At 38.5% G+C, this 17,564-nt stretch carries 10 protein-coding genes; 5 read left to right on the plus strand and 5 right to left on the minus strand.

Annotation, left to right across the window (positions count from 1 at the left end; all coding sequences use genetic code 11):
- Positions 1-123: 123 nt before the first annotated feature.
- Positions 124-969, plus strand: a complete 846-nt coding sequence (locus CSC80_RS17925; protein WP_099193291.1) for an AraC family transcriptional regulator — start codon at positions 124-126, stop codon at positions 967-969.
- A gap of 2 nt (positions 970-971) precedes the next feature.
- On the opposite strand, the gene CSC80_RS17930 is transcribed toward CSC80_RS17925, so the two are convergent.
- The 5 genes from CSC80_RS17930 to CSC80_RS17950 form a co-directional block, all read right to left on the minus strand.
- On the minus strand, positions 972-2,369 hold the full coding sequence (locus CSC80_RS17930; protein ID WP_099193292.1) for a c-type cytochrome domain-containing protein: 1,398 nt from the start codon (positions 2,367-2,369) through the stop codon (positions 972-974).
- A gap of 8 nt (positions 2,370-2,377) precedes the next feature.
- Complete coding sequence (locus CSC80_RS17935; RefSeq protein WP_099193293.1) at positions 2,378-3,508, minus strand: 6-bladed beta-propeller; 1,131 nt, start codon at positions 3,506-3,508, stop codon at positions 2,378-2,380.
- A gap of 10 nt (positions 3,509-3,518) precedes the next feature.
- Positions 3,519-5,021 carry a DUF1501 domain-containing protein gene (locus CSC80_RS17940; protein ID WP_099193294.1) on the minus strand — a complete coding sequence of 501 codons (1,503 nt, stop codon included), beginning with the start codon at positions 5,019-5,021 and terminating at the stop codon, positions 3,519-3,521.
- An 11-nt stretch (positions 5,022-5,032) separates the two neighbouring features.
- Entirely contained in the window at positions 5,033-8,281 is a 3,249-nt protein-coding gene (locus CSC80_RS17945) for a DUF1553 domain-containing protein (protein WP_099193295.1), read from the minus strand.
- Between the two features lie 106 nt (positions 8,282-8,387).
- Entirely contained in the window at positions 8,388-9,725 is a 1,338-nt protein-coding gene (locus tag CSC80_RS17950; protein WP_099193296.1) for a Gfo/Idh/MocA family oxidoreductase, read from the minus strand.
- A gap of 92 nt (positions 9,726-9,817) precedes the next feature.
- Between CSC80_RS17950 and CSC80_RS17955 the strand changes: the two genes are divergently transcribed.
- From CSC80_RS17955 to CSC80_RS17970, 4 genes are all read left to right on the plus strand, one after another.
- Positions 9,818-10,690, plus strand: coding sequence for a helix-turn-helix domain-containing protein (locus CSC80_RS17955; RefSeq protein WP_099193297.1), 873 nt, complete (start codon positions 9,818-9,820; stop codon positions 10,688-10,690).
- Between the two features lie 135 nt (positions 10,691-10,825).
- Positions 10,826-12,079, plus strand: coding sequence for a family 43 glycosylhydrolase (locus CSC80_RS17960; RefSeq protein ID WP_099193298.1), 1,254 nt, complete (start codon positions 10,826-10,828; stop codon positions 12,077-12,079).
- 22 nt (positions 12,080-12,101) lie between these two features.
- The gene (locus CSC80_RS17965; RefSeq protein WP_099193299.1) at positions 12,102-13,955 is read left to right on the plus strand and encodes a DUF5060 domain-containing protein; all 1,854 of its coding nucleotides are present in this window, start codon (positions 12,102-12,104) and stop codon (positions 13,953-13,955) included.
- 382 nt (positions 13,956-14,337) lie between these two features.
- Positions 14,338-17,559: a TonB-dependent receptor gene (locus CSC80_RS17970; protein ID WP_099193300.1), complete on the plus strand. Its 3,222-nt coding sequence runs from the start codon at positions 14,338-14,340 to the stop codon at positions 17,557-17,559.
- The last annotated feature ends 5 nt before the right edge of the window (positions 17,560-17,564 follow it).

Genomic DNA, 17,564 nt, shown 5'->3' on the forward strand with positions numbered 1-17,564 from the left:
ACTACAAAAATCATCATTATTTAAATTTCATTTATAATCTATATTTGCAATTAATTAATCTATATTGTCGTATTATCTTAAAATAATTAAAATATACTGATTGAATAGTACATAAATTTAAATATGAAACCACAATTAGAGGCCATACCATTTTCAGAGAACAGTAACATTTTGGCTTACCGATTTGTGGATAGCCATTTTGATGCTCCCTGGCATGTGCACCCTCAGTGCGAATTAACCTTTATTGAAAAAAGCAAGGGCACTAAATTTATTGGGGATTACGTAAGTGGCTATGAACCGGGAGAATTAGTACTTTTAAATTCCAACCTACCACATTGTTGGAAAAATGAAAATAATGCGGATGAAGAAAGTATTTCTATCGTAATTCAATGGAACAAAGAGATATTTACCTCAATACCGGAATTAGCAGAATTACATGATATGATGCAACAAGCCAGTAGAGGTATTCTATTTCAAGCAGCAACGACCGCAACTATTTTATCAGAACTTAAGTCTCTTCCTCAACTAAAAAGTGCAGAACAATATTTGGTCTTATTATCCATTTTACTGAAACTCTCTAAGGCAGAATTCTTTTTGTTATCCAATGCAAAATTTACCAAAGAACTTCCTTCTGAACATAATAATAGAATGGCTATTATTCACGATTTTGTTGCTACAAACTATCACGACCCTATTAGTTTACACCAAGTTTCAAATATGGTCAACCTATCTCAACAAGCATTTTCCCGATTTTTCAAAAAAATGATGGGGCGTTCATTCTTTGTTTATCTTAATGAATATCGAATAAATTTAGCCGCTAAAATGCTGATTGATACTGATATGACCGTTGCAGATATTGCCTATAAATGTGGTTTTGAAACCCTGCCTTTCTTCTTTAAGAAATTTAAAACTCAATATGACACAACTCCTAACCTTTACAGAAAGCAACATGCAACCAAAGCACCATAAAATTATACGCCAGAAACAACCTCTAAATTAGAATTCTTGGAAAATTGCTCAATAGCATCTGCACTCACCTGTGTCTGCCAGATGTAAACCTTTTTTAGGTTTGCCATTTCACTTAGCATAGGTAACAAATTGTTAGTCACATTAGTCTTATATACATTTAACGATTCAAGATTTTTTAAAGTTGTAAGCGGTTGTACGGAAGTATCTGTAATTGTCGTATTGTCTAACACTAATTTTCTAAGATTGGTAAAACTTGTAATCTGAACAAGAATGGCATCAGAAAGTTCATTCCCGCCAAAATCGGCCCACAGTATTTGGTCTTTCAGAGGAGCTAACAATTTAAAATTTTCTTCCCACTTGTTGATATTCTCCGCATTGATCTGTCCGTCCTCTATAGTGACCTCTACCAAACCGGAACCATCTATAAGCTCTTTCACCTTAAAACCTTGTTCGGTAATGGAATGTACAACTTCCATATTCAAAGGGTTTGCTGTTGGTAAAACATCAGTTGAGCCATGTGCCAAGCCTGCAGCTGCAAATCCTAAGGTAGATGCTGCGTACGCCAAAACATCTTCTGGCACCTCGGTTTCACCTAAAATGGTCAACTCATTGGCTTGCCCATGTTCTATCCAATATTTAAGTAAGGCACTTTCCTGATCCGTTAATGGCGTTTTACCTTCTGGCGGCATAACATCATCATGGTTTTCTGGCAGGTTTATTCTTCGTATCAATTCTGACCCTTCAGCATCGCCAGGGGTAAAAATTGATCCGTCATCACCACCTACCATTAAAGCTTCAAAAGAATGGATGGCAAGACCTCCTTTTTTCTTGGATTCATTATGACAGCTTACGCATTTGGCTTCAAATATAGGTTTGACCAAATAAGGATAAACAGTTGCATCTTCTAACTTTGCCAATTGGGGCAAAGGCTCCTCTTTTTCTCTAAAAGGCGCATATTTAACCAAATAATCTTCCCCATGGGTTAAATTTCCGCCATAGTGCCCTGTCAGGCTTAATAATATAACCATTACTGTTAACAAGGCCAGATTCGGTTTTGCCTTTTGTAAAAATGCAATTTTAAACTTACCCGACTTTACCGCCCAGGCAAAAAATGCAAGTAACGTAGTACCAATACCAAACCAAAAGTGTCCGTTTAGCATCTCTTCATCATAACCGCCACTTTGGGATAACATGTATCCTAACATACAGGCTACGGCACCAGAAATAGCCCCAAATAGAAGTGCCAATGGTACAGCTGCGTTTAGGTGCTTCATTTTGGTATAATTATCCGCAAGTTCCAATACCAAGGCAAACATTAAAAACCCAATAGGTAAATGCACCACCAAAGGATGAAACCTACCTAAAAACAAAACAAAATCTGAAACTTCTTGCATACTCATTATCGATATTAAACACGCTCTAATTTATAGGGAGCGGAATGGTTGGCGTTCCATTGACAGATGTATAAATTCTTATCTTCATCAACACAGACATCATGACCGTGTAAAATGGGTCTTTCTTCCAATTGATAGCTTTTTTGCAACACCCCTTTTTTATATTCCGGTTCAGTACCTCCAGGATTGGATACTACTTTGTCACCTTCCATTATGGTCACAAACCCGGTATGGTCTTTCCAGTTGGTCTTGCCTACTTTGGGTTGCGACCAACAAACACCCGCATACAAATTATCGTCATCAAAAACTGCCCTGCATACCTGCATATTGGGCATTTCTATAGTTTTCACATATACACCATCTAAGGTGTAGTATTTAAAACACTCTTGTGACCTTGAAGTTACCACTACCATGGGGTTGTCTTTTTCCCTATAGTCTATAGCTACCCCGTGGGCACTTACCAGTTTGTAATTGGGATCCGGATTTTCCATTCCGCCCCAATGTCGAATATATCTCCCATTACTATCATATTGAATAATTCTACTTTCCCCATAACCATCGGCTACATAAATATCCCCATTAGGACCAATGGCGGTTTCCGTTGGGCAAAAAGACTCGTTGGGTTTATATACGCCAATAGTCATAGGGTGACCAATATCAAACAACACTCTACCATCTACGGTAGTTTTGGCTACACGGCCATTATGTTTTACCATTTGGTTGCCTTTGCCTAAAGCCCAACCAGAATCGGTAATGTAAAGCATATCTTCCCCTCCTTCGTCATGTAAGGTCAACCCATGACCTCCTTGGTAGGCGGTGCCCCAATAATCCAGTAATTTACCAGATTTGTCAAAAATTAGTATGTTGTTCTGAGGATGGTCTCCTACCATAATTAACCTTCCTTTGCTATCCATCACCATTTCATGGCAGTTCAACAAAGGAATTCTGGTTGCGCTAATCTGTGCCCAATTTTTAGTAAGTTTATACTTGTAATCACCATGACCCAAAATGGTTTCCGTTTCATTCAATAAACGATCTGAATTCTTTTTAGAACCAATAACCGTAGCCCCAAATGCCATAGATGTAGTTGCCATAGCTGTGCTTGCCAACCCAGTAGTTTTAATAAAATTTCGTCTTGTGGACATAATTGGTTTGTTAGGTTAAAATATCTTTGACCACATGGCCATGTACATCCGTTAATCTAAATCGTCTACCTTGATGTTTAAAGGTCAAGCGTTCATGATCAACACCGAACAAGTGCAATAAGGTAGCGTGAAAATCGTGTACATGTACCGGATTTTCGGTTACGTTGTAACTAAAATCATCGGTCTGCCCGTAAGTCATGCCCGGTTTTACGCCTGCTCCCGCCATCCACATGGTAAATGCTTTTGGATGGTGGTCCCTACCATAATTCTCTTTTGTCAATTGCCCTTGTGAGTACACCGTTCTACCAAATTCGCCGCCCCAAACCACTAAGGTATCTTCTAACATGCCCCGTTGCTTTAAATCTTTGATCAAAGCAGCCGTGGCTTGATCGGTTTGTTTTGCCTTGAACTTAACCCCATCTGGACAACCAATATGTTGATCCCAACCTTGGTGGTACAATTGCACAAATTTTACGCCTTTCTCCAATAGCTTACGCGCCATTAGGCAGTTGGCCGCATATGTGCCCGGATCTTTACTGTCTTTACCGTACATTTCAAAAATATGCTCTGGCTCATCTTTTGTATCGGTAACTTCGGGAATAGAAGTTTGCATACGAAAAGCCATTTCGTATTGAGCCATACGAGATTGTATTTCTTTATCGCCATAAGCATCATGTTGAATTGCGTTTAATTTCCCTAGATAATCCAACATTTTTTTGCGATCGTTGCCGTCATAATTATCAGGATTATTCAAGTATAATACCGGGTCTTTACCAGAACGAAATTGCACCCCTTGATGCTCTGTGGGCAAGAAACCATTGCCCCACAAACCGGCTTTTAAAGGTTGTCCTGTACCATTTTTACTTATTAATGTAATGAAGGTCGGTAAATTTTCATTATCAGATCCCAAACCATAACTCAACCACGAACCTATTGAAGGCCTACCTGGCAATTGATGACCCGTTTGCATAAAAGTAACGGCCGGGGTATGATTTATTTGGTCTGTTTGCATAGATTTTACAAAACATAGATCGTCGACTATTTCAGCAGTATGCGGCATTAGTTCACTAACCCAAGCACGTGATTCGCCATATTGTTTAAAATTGAAAATAGACGGTGCCACGGGTAAGGTAGATTGGCTACCACTCATACCTGTAAGTCGTTGACCGCCGATAACGGATTCTGGCAAATCTTTACCGAACATATCTACAAGCCCGGGTTTATAATCGAACAAATCTAATTGCGATGGACCACCACTTTGAAACAAGTATATAATTCGTTTTGCTTTGGGCAAATGATGGGGCAGACCAAGCTTGTTCTGCGTGAAATTGTTTAATGCTTCTCCTTGACTGCCAATTGCCCCCCATGCCTTATCTGCACTGAGCAAACTGCCCAATGCCATAGCACCGATACCTAAAGAAGTTTTCTTTAAAAAATGCCTACGGTCCAATTGTTTTTCAATCTCTTGAAAATCCCTATTATTTGAACGTAATGTATCATGATAGTCGCACATAATATTCTTTTTTATCGTTTAGTAATAAATGCATCAGAATTGATAATCGTTGATGCCACAACGGCATTGGCAGCTACCAGAGCTATATCATCCGTAGGCGCTATAGCATATTCACCAATACTTATCCAACCTTGTGCTTTTGCCTTGTTGTTCTTAAACTTTTCAAATTCTGTATGCTGTAATTCCGTTAATATGGTCAACTCTTCTTTCTTAATGGTTCTTCCTGTAAGTTTTTTATACGTTTTGGCTATGCCCTGTGTAATGCTGTCATATTCCATCATCTTTTTACCGAGTACTCTGGCCGCCTCAACAAACGTAGGGTCGTTCAGCAACACCAACGCTTGTAATGGGGTATTGGTTTCTTGTCTTCTTGTGGTGCATAGGTCACGAGTTGGGACATCAAAAGTTGAAATCGTGGGGTGTGGTACCGCCCTTTTCCAAATGGTGTATATACTTCTTCTATACAATTCTTCTCCTTGCCCCTGTGCATATTCATCTCCGGTGACCCGCCATAATCCGGGTGGTTGATATGGGTACACGCTCTCACCGCCAATTTTTTCGTTCAATAAACCAGAAGCGTAAAGTGCATTATCCCTGAGCATTTCTCCGGATAATCTTTTGGAAGGTCCTCTGGCCAACAATCTGTTTTCACCATCTAGCTCCAGTAACTCGCTAGAGGCAATACTGTTTTGTTGGTACGTGTTGGACATTACCATAAGTTTATGCAAGGCCTTTACGTCCCATCCAGATTCCATGAACTCAATGGCCAGCCAATCCAATAATTTAGGATGCGATGGCAATTCACCCTGATTTCCAAAATCTTCGGCAGTTTTTACAATTCCGGTTCCAAAAAGATGCTGCCAATACCGGTTTACCGTAACCCTGGCCGTCAATGGATTATCCTTATCGGTAATCCATTTGGCTAAACCAATTCTATTTTTTTCGAACTTATCGGAAAATGGAAATATCGCTTCCGGTGTATTTGGAAAAACAGAATCGGTAGGTTGGTCATACTGCCCACGAGCCAAAAGGTACGCCTGCCTTTTTTGTTTGCTCTCTTTCATTACCATTATCTGTTTTACATTATCCATACTATCGGCAAGTACCAAACGGTCCTTTTCCAAAGCTTCTATAGCTTTCTTATATGACCTAGAATTTACCGAGATGTAATATTCCTTTAATTCAGATTTTTCATCTGCCGTTAAATTGGCATAAGACTTCTCTTTTAAAGTCGATAATTGCTCTTTATTGGAAATCTGTAAAACTTCTACAGGTGTCAATTCTTTTTCAAAAACCATAAGGTTATCTACAACGGCACCACCTATGCCTTTTCCTCGCCATACTGCACCTATACGCAAGCCCGGTTCAATGATAGGGCTGTTTTCATATAGTTGCAATCCATGAAAGATGATGTCTTTGTATAGGTTATCATATAAGGTTTTGGTTTGCAGTTTTTTCCCGTCCATATAAATGGAAACTCCATCTGCTTTACTTGTTCCATTATAAGTAAGGGTCAATTGTATCCATTTTTCCTTCGGAATTTCTTCTACAGATTCTACAACCAATGCATTATCCGGCCAAACATGTGCCAATAAAGCTTCTAACTTATTATCCTTTATCTTCAGGTGATATCCTCTAAAACTATGCAGTTCTGGACTATTCATTTTGTGGAAAATAACACCGGTTTCTAGGTCTTTGGGCACAAACACCTCTATTCCAATAGAAAAGGACTCCGCTCTTTGGTAAATACCTATTTTATCTAAATCCAACCAAGTATCACCATCCATTAGCAAGCCCTTGCCCCTACTACCTTCTTTGAAAACCGGTTTTTCATTATCAACAAATTCTTGGCGCATACGAATGTTGTTCTTACCATTACCACCAATTGTATTCAATAATTTTCCTTGATCGAAATCCATTGCGACTACTAAATCACCAGGTTTTTCCGTATTTGAAATGTTCTTATATTTTTCCTGTTTTAGCCATTCTTCTGCTTTTTCTGCTTCGGTCTGAACAGTTTTAACCACTTTTTCTTCTTTTTCATTAACCAAAGTCTCTAAATATGCCAGCACCTTTTCTTGATCTTCCGTAGGAATCATCATAGCAGGAACGGGCGTAGCATTATCCCAAGAAATGAGGCCTGTTTCATCAACATTGTTAAAGAAGCTGAACATTTCAAAATAATTCTTTTGAGAAATAGGATCGTATTTATGATCATGACATTTGGCACATTCCATGGTCAAACCCAAAAAACCCTGACTGGCAACATGTGAGCGGTCGGCAACATACTCTACCCTAAATTCTTCATCAATGATACCACCCTCCATGTTTTGCGGATGTAAACGATTAAAGGTGGTCGCCAGTTTCTGTTCACGTGTTGCATTTGGCAACATATCGCCTGCTAGCTGCCATAGTATAAACTGATCATATGGCATATTTTCATTGAATGATTTGATCACCCAATCTCGCCAAGGCGACGTATCCCTATACCTATCTACACTATACCCATGTGTATCTGCATATCGTGCCAGATCCATCCAATCTAACGTGCGTTGCTCTCCATATTTTTCTGAAGCCAACATACGGTCTACCTGTTTTTCAAAGGCGTTGGGCGACTCATCATTTACAAACTCTTCTATTTGCTCTAGAGTTGGCTGTAAGCCCGTTAAATCTATGGACGCACGCCTTAGCAAGGTTTCCTTATCCGCCTTTTCCGATAATTTTAAATCTAAAGGCTCTAGTTGGGCCAAAACAAAATTATCTATAGGATTGGCTACCAGATCTTCATTTTTAATTTTAGGCACCTTATGCTTTTCCGGTTTTATAAATGCCCAATGATCTTTATACTCGGCACCATCTTCTATCCATTTTACCAACATCGCTTTTTCCTTGTTGGTAAGGGATAAGTGGGAATCTGGAGAAGGCATGATCAGATTGGGATCAGTAGTGATAATTCTATGAAACATTTCACTCTTTTCCAATTTACCGGGTACAATGGCAAAATTTCCGGGATTCTCAGACAATTCCGAATATGCTGCCTCAGCGGAATGCAATTGCAATCCTCCTTTTATATTACCGGCATCCGGTCCGTGACATAGGTAACATTTATCTGAAAGAATAGGTTTTACATGCTGATTAAAATCTAATGTTTTCGGTAGCGCATCATATTCAAGCGCTACTTCTTCTGGCAACTCTGGTCCGCCACAAGAGACTACTAATACCACTATTGGTATGAGAAAAAATCGTTTTAACATTCGCATTTACATATGTTGTTTTCCGTTAAGTCAAATCTATAAGAACAGTTACTTTTGCACCATGCCCAAAAAAGGCTAATAATTGTACATTTCCGACATTTAAAAATTCATCTTAGTATTTTCGTTCTTTTCTTGACCTTAATTTATTCGCTTCGGAATCTTTGTGAAATTTTTCTTTTTCAGGATTCCACACTAACGGTCTATTTAATTTATAAGCAATATTAGATAAATGACAAATACTGGCACTTCTATGTCCCGTTTCTACATTGCAAATTGGTGTTCCTCCATTTTTGATAGCAGTTAACCAATTGGCGTAATGATTATCAGAATGAATTAACTGTATGTTCATTGCAGCATAATCCGTATCTACCAAATTTGCTGGCGTGGTTTCAAAATACCCTCTACTAATATCCATTTGACCTTCACTACCAAAGAAGCGAACACCCCAACCCCTGCCAAAATCTTTGTGCTCCACTTCAACGCCATTTGCATAATACATTTTTAAACCTCTTACCGCAGTAGGATCCGTAGGCGGTACAAACTCTACAGGTCCAGATTCATCCATCCCCAAAGCCCACTGAACAATATCGAACATATGCGCCCCCCAATCCGAAAGTATACCTCCACCTGTTTCTTCGAACAAACGCCAGTCTGGCCAAAAATCAACATCATTACTAGATGGTGCCAACCTATGATTGTATTTCAACAGAGGTGCAGGACCGCACCAATGGTTCCAATCTATTTCATTTGGCTTAGTTTCCTCCATTAAATCATATGCCTTTGCAGGGTCTCCTACATTTACCTCAACTCGCTTAATTTCACCTAAATGACCATTTCTAACCAATTCACAAGCTTTTCTAAAATTATCCCAGGAACGCTGCATGCTGCCCACTTGCAACACCCGACCAGATTGTTCTACGGCTTTCACCATTTCCCTTCCCTCCTTTATATTATGAGAGAGCGGTTTTTCACAATAGACATCCTTATCCGCCTTTAAACTATCCATTACATGTTTAGCATGCCAATGGTCTGGCGAGGCAATGACCACTGCATCAATTGCTGAATTTTCAAGTAATTCAGCATAGTCGATATAAGAGGTCAGGGTATTTTTTCTGGTAGAATTGTTTATCTCCAACTGATTTTGAGCTACGTGATTTTTAAACCAATTGTTTTTGGTAGTCCAAACATCTGAACAAGCTATAATTTCAGCATCGTTCTTTATAAAGTTCTTTGCCAGCCCCCTAGATTGTTTTCCCAAACCTATAAAACCAAGGTTAACTTTATCACTGGGAGCAGTAAATCCTTTTCCCAACACATGTCTTGGTACAATTGTAACCGCCCCGGCGGCCAAAGCTGTTTTTGTAATAAAACTTCTTCTTGAAACTTGAAAAGTATTTTTGTTCAATTCCGACTTTTTTACCACCTTAGAGTGTTTATTATCTTTTTTCATCAGTACGTTGAATTAGTTGGGACTAAAGTTAATTCACTTGTTCTGATGACACCTGTACATATATTCTTTTAAGTGCAACAAATGTTTTATTTATGCTTCAACTACTACAATCCCTTAAAATAAGCTTACTGCATACCGGCTATGCCAAACTTGACACGGCATGGAACTTTGATAATGTAATAAGTCCGTTTACACGATTGTGCTACGTTACCAAGGGGTCTGCAACCCTCTATCACAACAACAGAACCTACACTTTAAAAGAAGGTCATATGTACCTTATACCCAGCTATGTATATAATACGTACAAGTGCGAAAATTATCATGAGCAGTTTTACATCAGTTTCTTTGAAGAAATAAGACCCGGGCTTTCTATATACAATTTACGGTCTTTTAGATATGAAGTTCCCCTAAAAGAAGGGGATCATTTATTCTTTGAACGCCTAACACAGATGTACCCAAAAAGAAAAATTGTAAACAGTGACCCAAAAGCTTACTCACATAAACCGCAAAAACTTTTGCAATTTAACAAGGACAATGCCCAAATGAACACCCAACGTTATTTAGAGACCCAAGGTATACTGACCATTTTACTTTCTCGTTTTATTGAAAATGAACCTGCAACCAATGCCAATGTTTCCACTGGTAGATTAAATGATGTCCTTGTTTATATTGCCGAACATTTAAACCAAAGCCTAGAAGTACAGGATTTGGCAAAAAAGTACCATATGAGTACAGATCATTTTTCAAGGTTGTTTTTACAACAGTTTAATATGAGACCCTTAAAATACATCCAGACCAAAAGAATTGAACGTGCTCAATTACTGCTATGGACCACCAACCATTCCTTAGAAGAAATAGCCCATAAAATAGGCATGGAAAACTTCTCTTACTTCTCCAGAACCTTTAAAAAAATTACCGGCACTACCCCAGGGAAATATCGAAAAAACCAAGCTATAACTCCCTAACAATGTTGTTTTAAACATTCAATAATCATTTGTGGTAGTGTTATGAACACTTGTTGCACTAATGCCTTCTATACTTAATTTAAACGGGTTGTATTTGCATTATCTTGAAAACATAATCAAACACACTATTTAATTATGGCTTTTAAGCGCGTTACTTTACTACTTTGTTCTGGCTTTTTAGGTTGTTCTTTGAATGCCCAAAAAGCTTTTCCGTTTCATCTACCTAAGGAGAAACCTGACCAACCGCTAAGCTTGGCAATGCAACGTAACTATGATCAATATTTAGCTCCACGCCCAGAAGATAACGAGCTATATTCCCAATTTAAATACACCGAATTAAAAGGGTTGGATTATAGTAATGGCGATGGCACAATATCAAGAAGAGATCCATCAAAAGTTATATTTCATAACGGTAAATATTATGTTTGGTATACTTATAGACATACCAGTACACCTCCACAAGGTGCGGCCAAAAGTAATGACACCATACCTTCTAGCGATTGGGACCTTGCCGAAATTTGGTATGCCACAAGCGAAGATGGCATTACTTGGAAAGAACAAGGTGTAGCCATAGAAAGACCGGAAAAACCTAACGTAGGATGGCGATCTGTTTCAACTACAGATATTTTAGTTTATAAAGGAAAGTACTATTTATATTATCAAGGTTTTATGGAAGCCAGTGGCAAAAGAGGTGATGATTGCCCTGTTGCCGTGTCATATGCCGATTCACCTGACGGGCCTTGGACAGCCCACAACAAAATCGTAATACCCAATGGTGGTAAAGGAGAATGGGACCAATTTTCCATTCACGACCCATACCCACTTGTTTACAATGATAAAATTTATCTGTATTATAAGTCTGATTTTGATGGCGACCCTAGTTTAGTACGTATGCAGGGGTTAGCTACAGCCGATAATCCACTTGGTCCTTTTACAAAAAGCCCATTGAATCCGGTTTTGAATTCAGGTCACGAAACCACTTTATTTCCTTTTAAAGAAGGTATTGCCGCTTTAGTCATCAAAGACGGTAACGAACATTTTACCGTACAATATGCTCCCGACGGTATAAATTTCTCGATTGCCGCTATTACCAATTCATTAATGCCAATTGCCGGCGGACCGTATGTACCTGATGCATTTACCAATACAGATTATGGCAAGGGTATCACTTGGGGAATATCGCATGCCATAACCGCAGGTACAAAAGGCAAACAACATTCTATTTTAATGCGATTTGATTGTGACCTTAGCCTAGATGTGGATGATCAAGAAATGAAAACACATTCAAATATTTGGCATTACAAACCAAGCGATTATTATGAATACGGATTAAGCAAAAAGCAACAAGAACGTATTGAGGCTCAAAACAAAGCACTTAAAGAAAAATAAAGTTTAAACCAATACTGTTGCCATGATACGCTCTAAAATCATTATTACTGTACTCCTATTTTTAAGCTACTTTTTTGCAAACCAATTGTTCGCTCAAGAAAGCCCTAAGAATATTTATTACCAGCTACAAGGAGAGCTTAAAAAATGGCATAAAGTCACTATAATTTTTGATGGACCACAGTCTTCTGAAGATGCAGATTTCAACCCTTTTACAAATTACAGGCTCAACGTTCTTTTTACGCACAGTACCACCAATAAAACTTATCTAGTACCAGGATATTTTGCTGCGGATGGAAATGCAGGTGAGACCTCTGCAACAGCCGGTAATAAATGGAAAGTTCATTTTGCCCCAGATGAAATAGGAGAATGGAATTATAAAGTTGATTTTAGAAAAGGAAACTGGAGCGCTGTAAGCGATAAAATAGATACCGGTGTAAGCGCAGAATTTATGGATGGTCATGAAGGCAGTTTTACCATCTCACCAACCGATAAAGAAGGAAGAGACTTTAGGGCAAAGGGTAGATTACAATATGTTGGTGAGCGTTATTTAAAATTTGCGGAAACCAATGAATACTTCTTAAAACAAGGTGCAGATGCACCTGAGAACTTTCTGGCATATGCAGATTTTGACGGTAATTTTCATAATGATGGCCATGGAGATAATTTTATAAAAACATGGTCACCACATATTCAAGATTGGAAAACCGATGACCCTGTTTGGAAAGATGATAAGGGCAAAGGAATAATCGGCGCACTTAATTATTTATCTAGCAAAGGCCTTAATGCGTTTTCTTTCTTAACGAACAATATTAAGGGGGATGACAAAAATGTGTTTCCCTACGTTGATTACAATACTTGGGATCGTATGGATGTTTCTAAACTGGACCAATGGGAAATAGTGTTTAGCCATGCCCAGAAAATGGGATTGTTTTTACACTTTAAAACCTTAGAGGTAGAAAACCAAGGCTTGTTGGATAATGGTGGTGTTGGTGCCAACAGTAAATTATATTACAGAGAATTAATTGCGCGTTTTGGACATCACCTGGCCCTCAACTGGAATCTTTGCGAAGAAAATGGTGAATGGGTTAAAAACCCTACAACCCCACCACAAGATACTATGCAGCGCCTGGCAATGGCCCATTACTTTAAAAACCACGATCCATACAATCATCATTTGGTAATACATAACGGCATAAAATTCGACGATTTATTAGGACTTGATTCTGGTATCACCGGACCTTCTGTGCAAACACATAGAGTGGATTTTGCAAGTATCCATAAAGAAGTACTACATTGGCTATCCGCTTCAAAAAATGCGGGCAAGCAATGGGCAGTTGCCGTAGATGAGCCAGGGGACGCTCAACATGCCCTGTTACCTGATACCGAAAACCCAAATCATGATCTAGCCAGAAGAAATGGACTGTGGGGAACACTTATGGCTGGCGGCTGGGGAAACGAATGGTATTTTGGATACAAGCATGAACATTCTGACCTGACCTGCGAAGATTACCGTTCACGTGATTTATTCTGGAATCAAGCCCATAATGCTTTACAATTCTTTGCCAATAACAAAATTGAATACTGGAACATGACCAACCATAATGAACTGGTTGGCAACAAGGACAACGACAATACCATATACTGCTTGGCAATACCAAACCATACTTATGTGGTATACCTCAACAACGCAATTACGGCGAACCTTGACTTAAGTGAATCTAATTACCCGTATAAAGTAATGTGGTACAACCCAAAAATTGGGGGGAAATTAATTTCTTCAAAAATAAAAAAAGTGCAAGGCGGTCAAAAGGTAGATTTAGGCAGTGCACCAAAGAAAAGTCAAGGAGATTGGGTAATACTGTTAACCCGAACCTAGAACTAAGGCGCTGTAGTAAGTGCCTATGCATTCTTGCTTGTCATATTTCGTTAATCATTCCACTACAGCATACAATTACATCCAATGATCATAATAGGCTGTTCAAAGTCTTAGCATAGGCTTAAAATATCACATAATCAATTCAACCACAGATAACACAGATGGTTAATGGCTTACCACAAATTTTATCAATTCGCCAAAATACTACCATTTATTATTTCAAAAACCATATGTACTGCTCTCTAAATCATTTGTATCGTAAAAATTTAACATTTATTTAAATATTGCAGCAACTGAAAATTAACAAACTATGCGAGTAACACAACTTAACTCAAAAACATTTTGGTTCTTATTATTATACTCAATAATAAGTATCCAATTTATGCATGCCCAAGACTTGAATGTTAAAGGTAATGTAAGCGATGAATCAGGTCCGTTGCCTGGTGTATCCGTTATTGTCAAAGGAACCACTTCTGGGGTTGCCACTGATTTTGATGGTAACTATACCATTAAAGCTCAATCAAACGATGTGTTGGTCTTTACCTATATAGGTTACAAGGCTAAAGAAGTTGCGGTTAATGGCAAAACCAATTTAAATGTTGTTATGACGACCGATGTATCTGCCTTGGACGAGGTTGTTATCATTGGTTATGGTAGCTCTAAACGAAAAGACCTTACCGGTTCCATTGTTTCTGTAAAAGCGGATGAACTTGATAAAGTAAAACCTGTTTCTTTTGAAGGAGGTCTTGCTGCAAGGGCCTCGGGTGTACAGGTGGTACAATCTGGCGGTGAACCAGGGTCTGGTTTTAATATCAGAATTAGAGGTGGTAGTTCTATTACGGCCAGTAACGACCCACTTTATGTGATAGACGGTTTTGCTTTACAAGGTAACACCGCCAGTACCGCTGTAGGTATCGGAAATTCCTCTACAAGTCCGCTATCAACAATAGACCCTAGCTCAATTGAATCTATTGAGGTATTGAAAGATGCTTCAGCGACAGCTATATATGGTTCTAGAGGTGCTAATGGTGTGATCATTATTACGACAAAACAAGGTAAAAAAGGCAGGGCGTCTTTAAACTTTGAAACGTTTACCGGAGTATCTACCTTAGCTAGACCATTGGATTTAATGACCGGTCAAGAATATGTAGATTTCTGGAACGATTATTTCCCATGGAACCCAGATGCTGAGGATACTTACACCAGAGCTTTTAGATATGATGATGGTACACCATTGGATTTAAGCGATTCTCGTGTATTGGTTACAGATTGGCAAAAAGAAATTACCAGACCAGCGATTACCAAGAGCTATAAAGTATCTATGAGCGGTGGTGGTGACAAGAACACATATTCAGCCTCGTTCTCTTACTTAAATCAAGAGGGTATCGTAAAAACATCTGATTTTGAAAGGTATAATGGTAACTTAAACATCAATCAAAATGTAAGCGATAAACTTAAGGCCGGTATGAACCTTAATTTGGGTATTAATAAAAATAGCGGAATAGTTAACGCAGCCAATGAAAATGGAAATGGTAGAAACGGTATTATTACTAGTGCTATTTTATTTACACCAGTACAAGGTATCAATAGATATGATGATGCCGAATATGATGAGAACGGCAGAATAATCTCGGTAAGAGATGGTGATATTACCAATCCTTTGGCTACCCTAGAATTCAACAGTAATAATAGAACCGCTTTTCAATCTTTCGGTAGTGTGTATATTCAATATACCTTGGCAGACGGACTTACTTTTAAGTCATCCGTTAGAGGTAATATATCCTCTACTAAAGGTACCGCATACTTTTCGGAGAAAATCAGTTGGGGTAGAACAGCAAATGGTAGAGCATTCGTAAACAACAACATGGGAACTGGTATAATAACCGAGCAAAATTTAAACTTCAGCAAGGTTTATGGAGACCACTCTTTGAATGCTACGGCGGTTTATGAAGAGCAACAGAATACATTTGAATTCAACAATTCAGCAGCAACAGGTTTTGATCTCCCTGGCGTAAACCTAAACAATTTGGGTTCTGCCACGGAGACCTTACCTAATTCATCTGGATTTACCAAAACAGCTCTACAATCGTATCTTGCCAGGGTTCAATATGATTACAAAGGTAAATACACATTAAATGCCAGTGCCAGATATGATGGTTCATCTAGATTTGCAGAGGGTAAAAAGTATGGTTTCTTTCCTTCGGTAGGTGCTGCCTGGAACGTTGCAAATGAAAACTTTCTTAAAGAAAACAACACCTTAAATCGTTTTAGAATTAAGGCAAGTTTTGGAGAAACCGGCAATACCGCCATTGGTTCATACCGATCTTTTGCTCAAGCTGGTGTAGCAAGTACCATTTTGAACGGAAACCAATTGGTTACCGGTGCCGCAATTCAACAACTGGCAAATGAAGAATTAACTTGGGAAACTACACAACAGTTTGATGCCGGACTTTCTATTGGAATGTTCAATGATAGAATTTCTTTAGAGGCAGATTATTACCGTAAAGAAACTTCTGATCTTTTATTAGAAGTTCCATTACCATCAACTACCGGATTTAAAACAGTATTTAAAAACTTAGGAAAAGTAGAAAATAAGGGTCTTGAATTTGCCCTGAACACAGTAAACTTTGACAATGAAAACTTTGGGTGGACAACTAACTTCAACATCAGTTTCAATGATAACCAGGTCCTAGACCTTGGTGATGCTGATCAATTTTTGGTAAACTCTATTGGTGACAATCAAATACAAGATGATTACATAGTAAAAGTAGGAGAATCTTTAGGTTCCATGTATGGTTTAGAAGTCGATGGTATTTACAACTATAGTGATTTTGCCGCTTTTGACGGATTATCAAATGAAGAAGCTGCCGCAAAAGTTAGACAAGACGCTACAGATCAAGGTGTTGTTTGGTATGATGTGGTTTACGAGCTAAAAGATGGTACCGTGCTTTCCTCAGGTCAGCCAGATAACACGAAATACAGACCGGGTATGCCAAAATTCGTAGATCAACTTACCGTTGATACTGATGGTGATGGTGTACCAGACGCTGCAGACGGCATTGTAAATTCTGATGACCGAAAAATCATTGGTAATGCATTACCAAAACACTTTGGCGGTTTTACCAATAACTTTAGATACAAGAACTTAGATCTTTCAGTAATTACCCAATGGTCTTATGGTAATGATGTTTATTTAAAAAGCCTTAGTAAAGGTACGGCCCAAGCTATTCCATTTTTAAATAAATATGGCAGAGTTGCTAATCGTTGGACACCAGAAACCCCTGATACAGATATCCCTTCTATTTGGGGAGATGGCGATGCCGGTATTAATGGAACTGCTTATTCGTCATTTATTGAAGATGGATCGTATTTCAGAATTAGCAATGTTACTTTAGGTTATGAATTACCTACCAGAGTAAAGAAAAACATTGGCCTTAAAAGCTGTAGGGTATATGCCGCCGTAGATAACCTTCATGTTTTCACAAAATACTCAGGATACGATCCAGACGTAAGTGTTGGCAACAATCAACTTACTCCAGGTCTAGATGCAGACTCTTACCCAAGATCAAGAACTATAAGATTAGGTTTAAGCGTAGGATTCTAATTAAA

Source organism: Maribacter sp. 6B07 (genome assembly GCF_002700155.1).
Classification (GTDB): domain Bacteria; phylum Bacteroidota; class Bacteroidia; order Flavobacteriales; family Flavobacteriaceae; genus Maribacter; species Maribacter dokdonensis.

What these genes read in the sequence shown, in the direction of transcription:
- CSC80_RS17925 (WP_099193291.1), top strand. Translation starts at nt 124, where the DNA reads ATGAAACCACAATTAGAGGCCATACCATTTTCAGAGAACAGTAACATT.
- CSC80_RS17930 (WP_099193292.1), bottom strand. Translation starts at nt 2,369, where the DNA reads ATGAGTATGCAAGAAGTTTCAGATTTTGTTTTGTTTTTAGGTAGGTTT.
- CSC80_RS17935 (WP_099193293.1), bottom strand. Translation starts at nt 3,508, where the DNA reads ATGTCCACAAGACGAAATTTTATTAAAACTACTGGGTTGGCAAGCACA.
- CSC80_RS17940 (WP_099193294.1), bottom strand. Translation starts at nt 5,021, where the DNA reads ATGTGCGACTATCATGATACATTACGTTCAAATAATAGGGATTTTCAA.
- CSC80_RS17945 (WP_099193295.1), bottom strand. Translation starts at nt 8,281, where the DNA reads ATGCGAATGTTAAAACGATTTTTTCTCATACCAATAGTGGTATTAGTA.
- CSC80_RS17950 (WP_099193296.1), bottom strand. Translation starts at nt 9,725, where the DNA reads ATGAAAAAAGATAATAAACACTCTAAGGTGGTAAAAAAGTCGGAATTG.
- CSC80_RS17955 (WP_099193297.1), top strand. Translation starts at nt 9,818, where the DNA reads ATGCTTCAACTACTACAATCCCTTAAAATAAGCTTACTGCATACCGGC.
- CSC80_RS17960 (WP_099193298.1), top strand. Translation starts at nt 10,826, where the DNA reads ATGGCTTTTAAGCGCGTTACTTTACTACTTTGTTCTGGCTTTTTAGGT.
- CSC80_RS17965 (WP_099193299.1), top strand. Translation starts at nt 12,102, where the DNA reads ATGATACGCTCTAAAATCATTATTACTGTACTCCTATTTTTAAGCTAC.
- CSC80_RS17970 (WP_099193300.1), top strand. Translation starts at nt 14,338, where the DNA reads ATGCATGCCCAAGACTTGAATGTTAAAGGTAATGTAAGCGATGAATCA.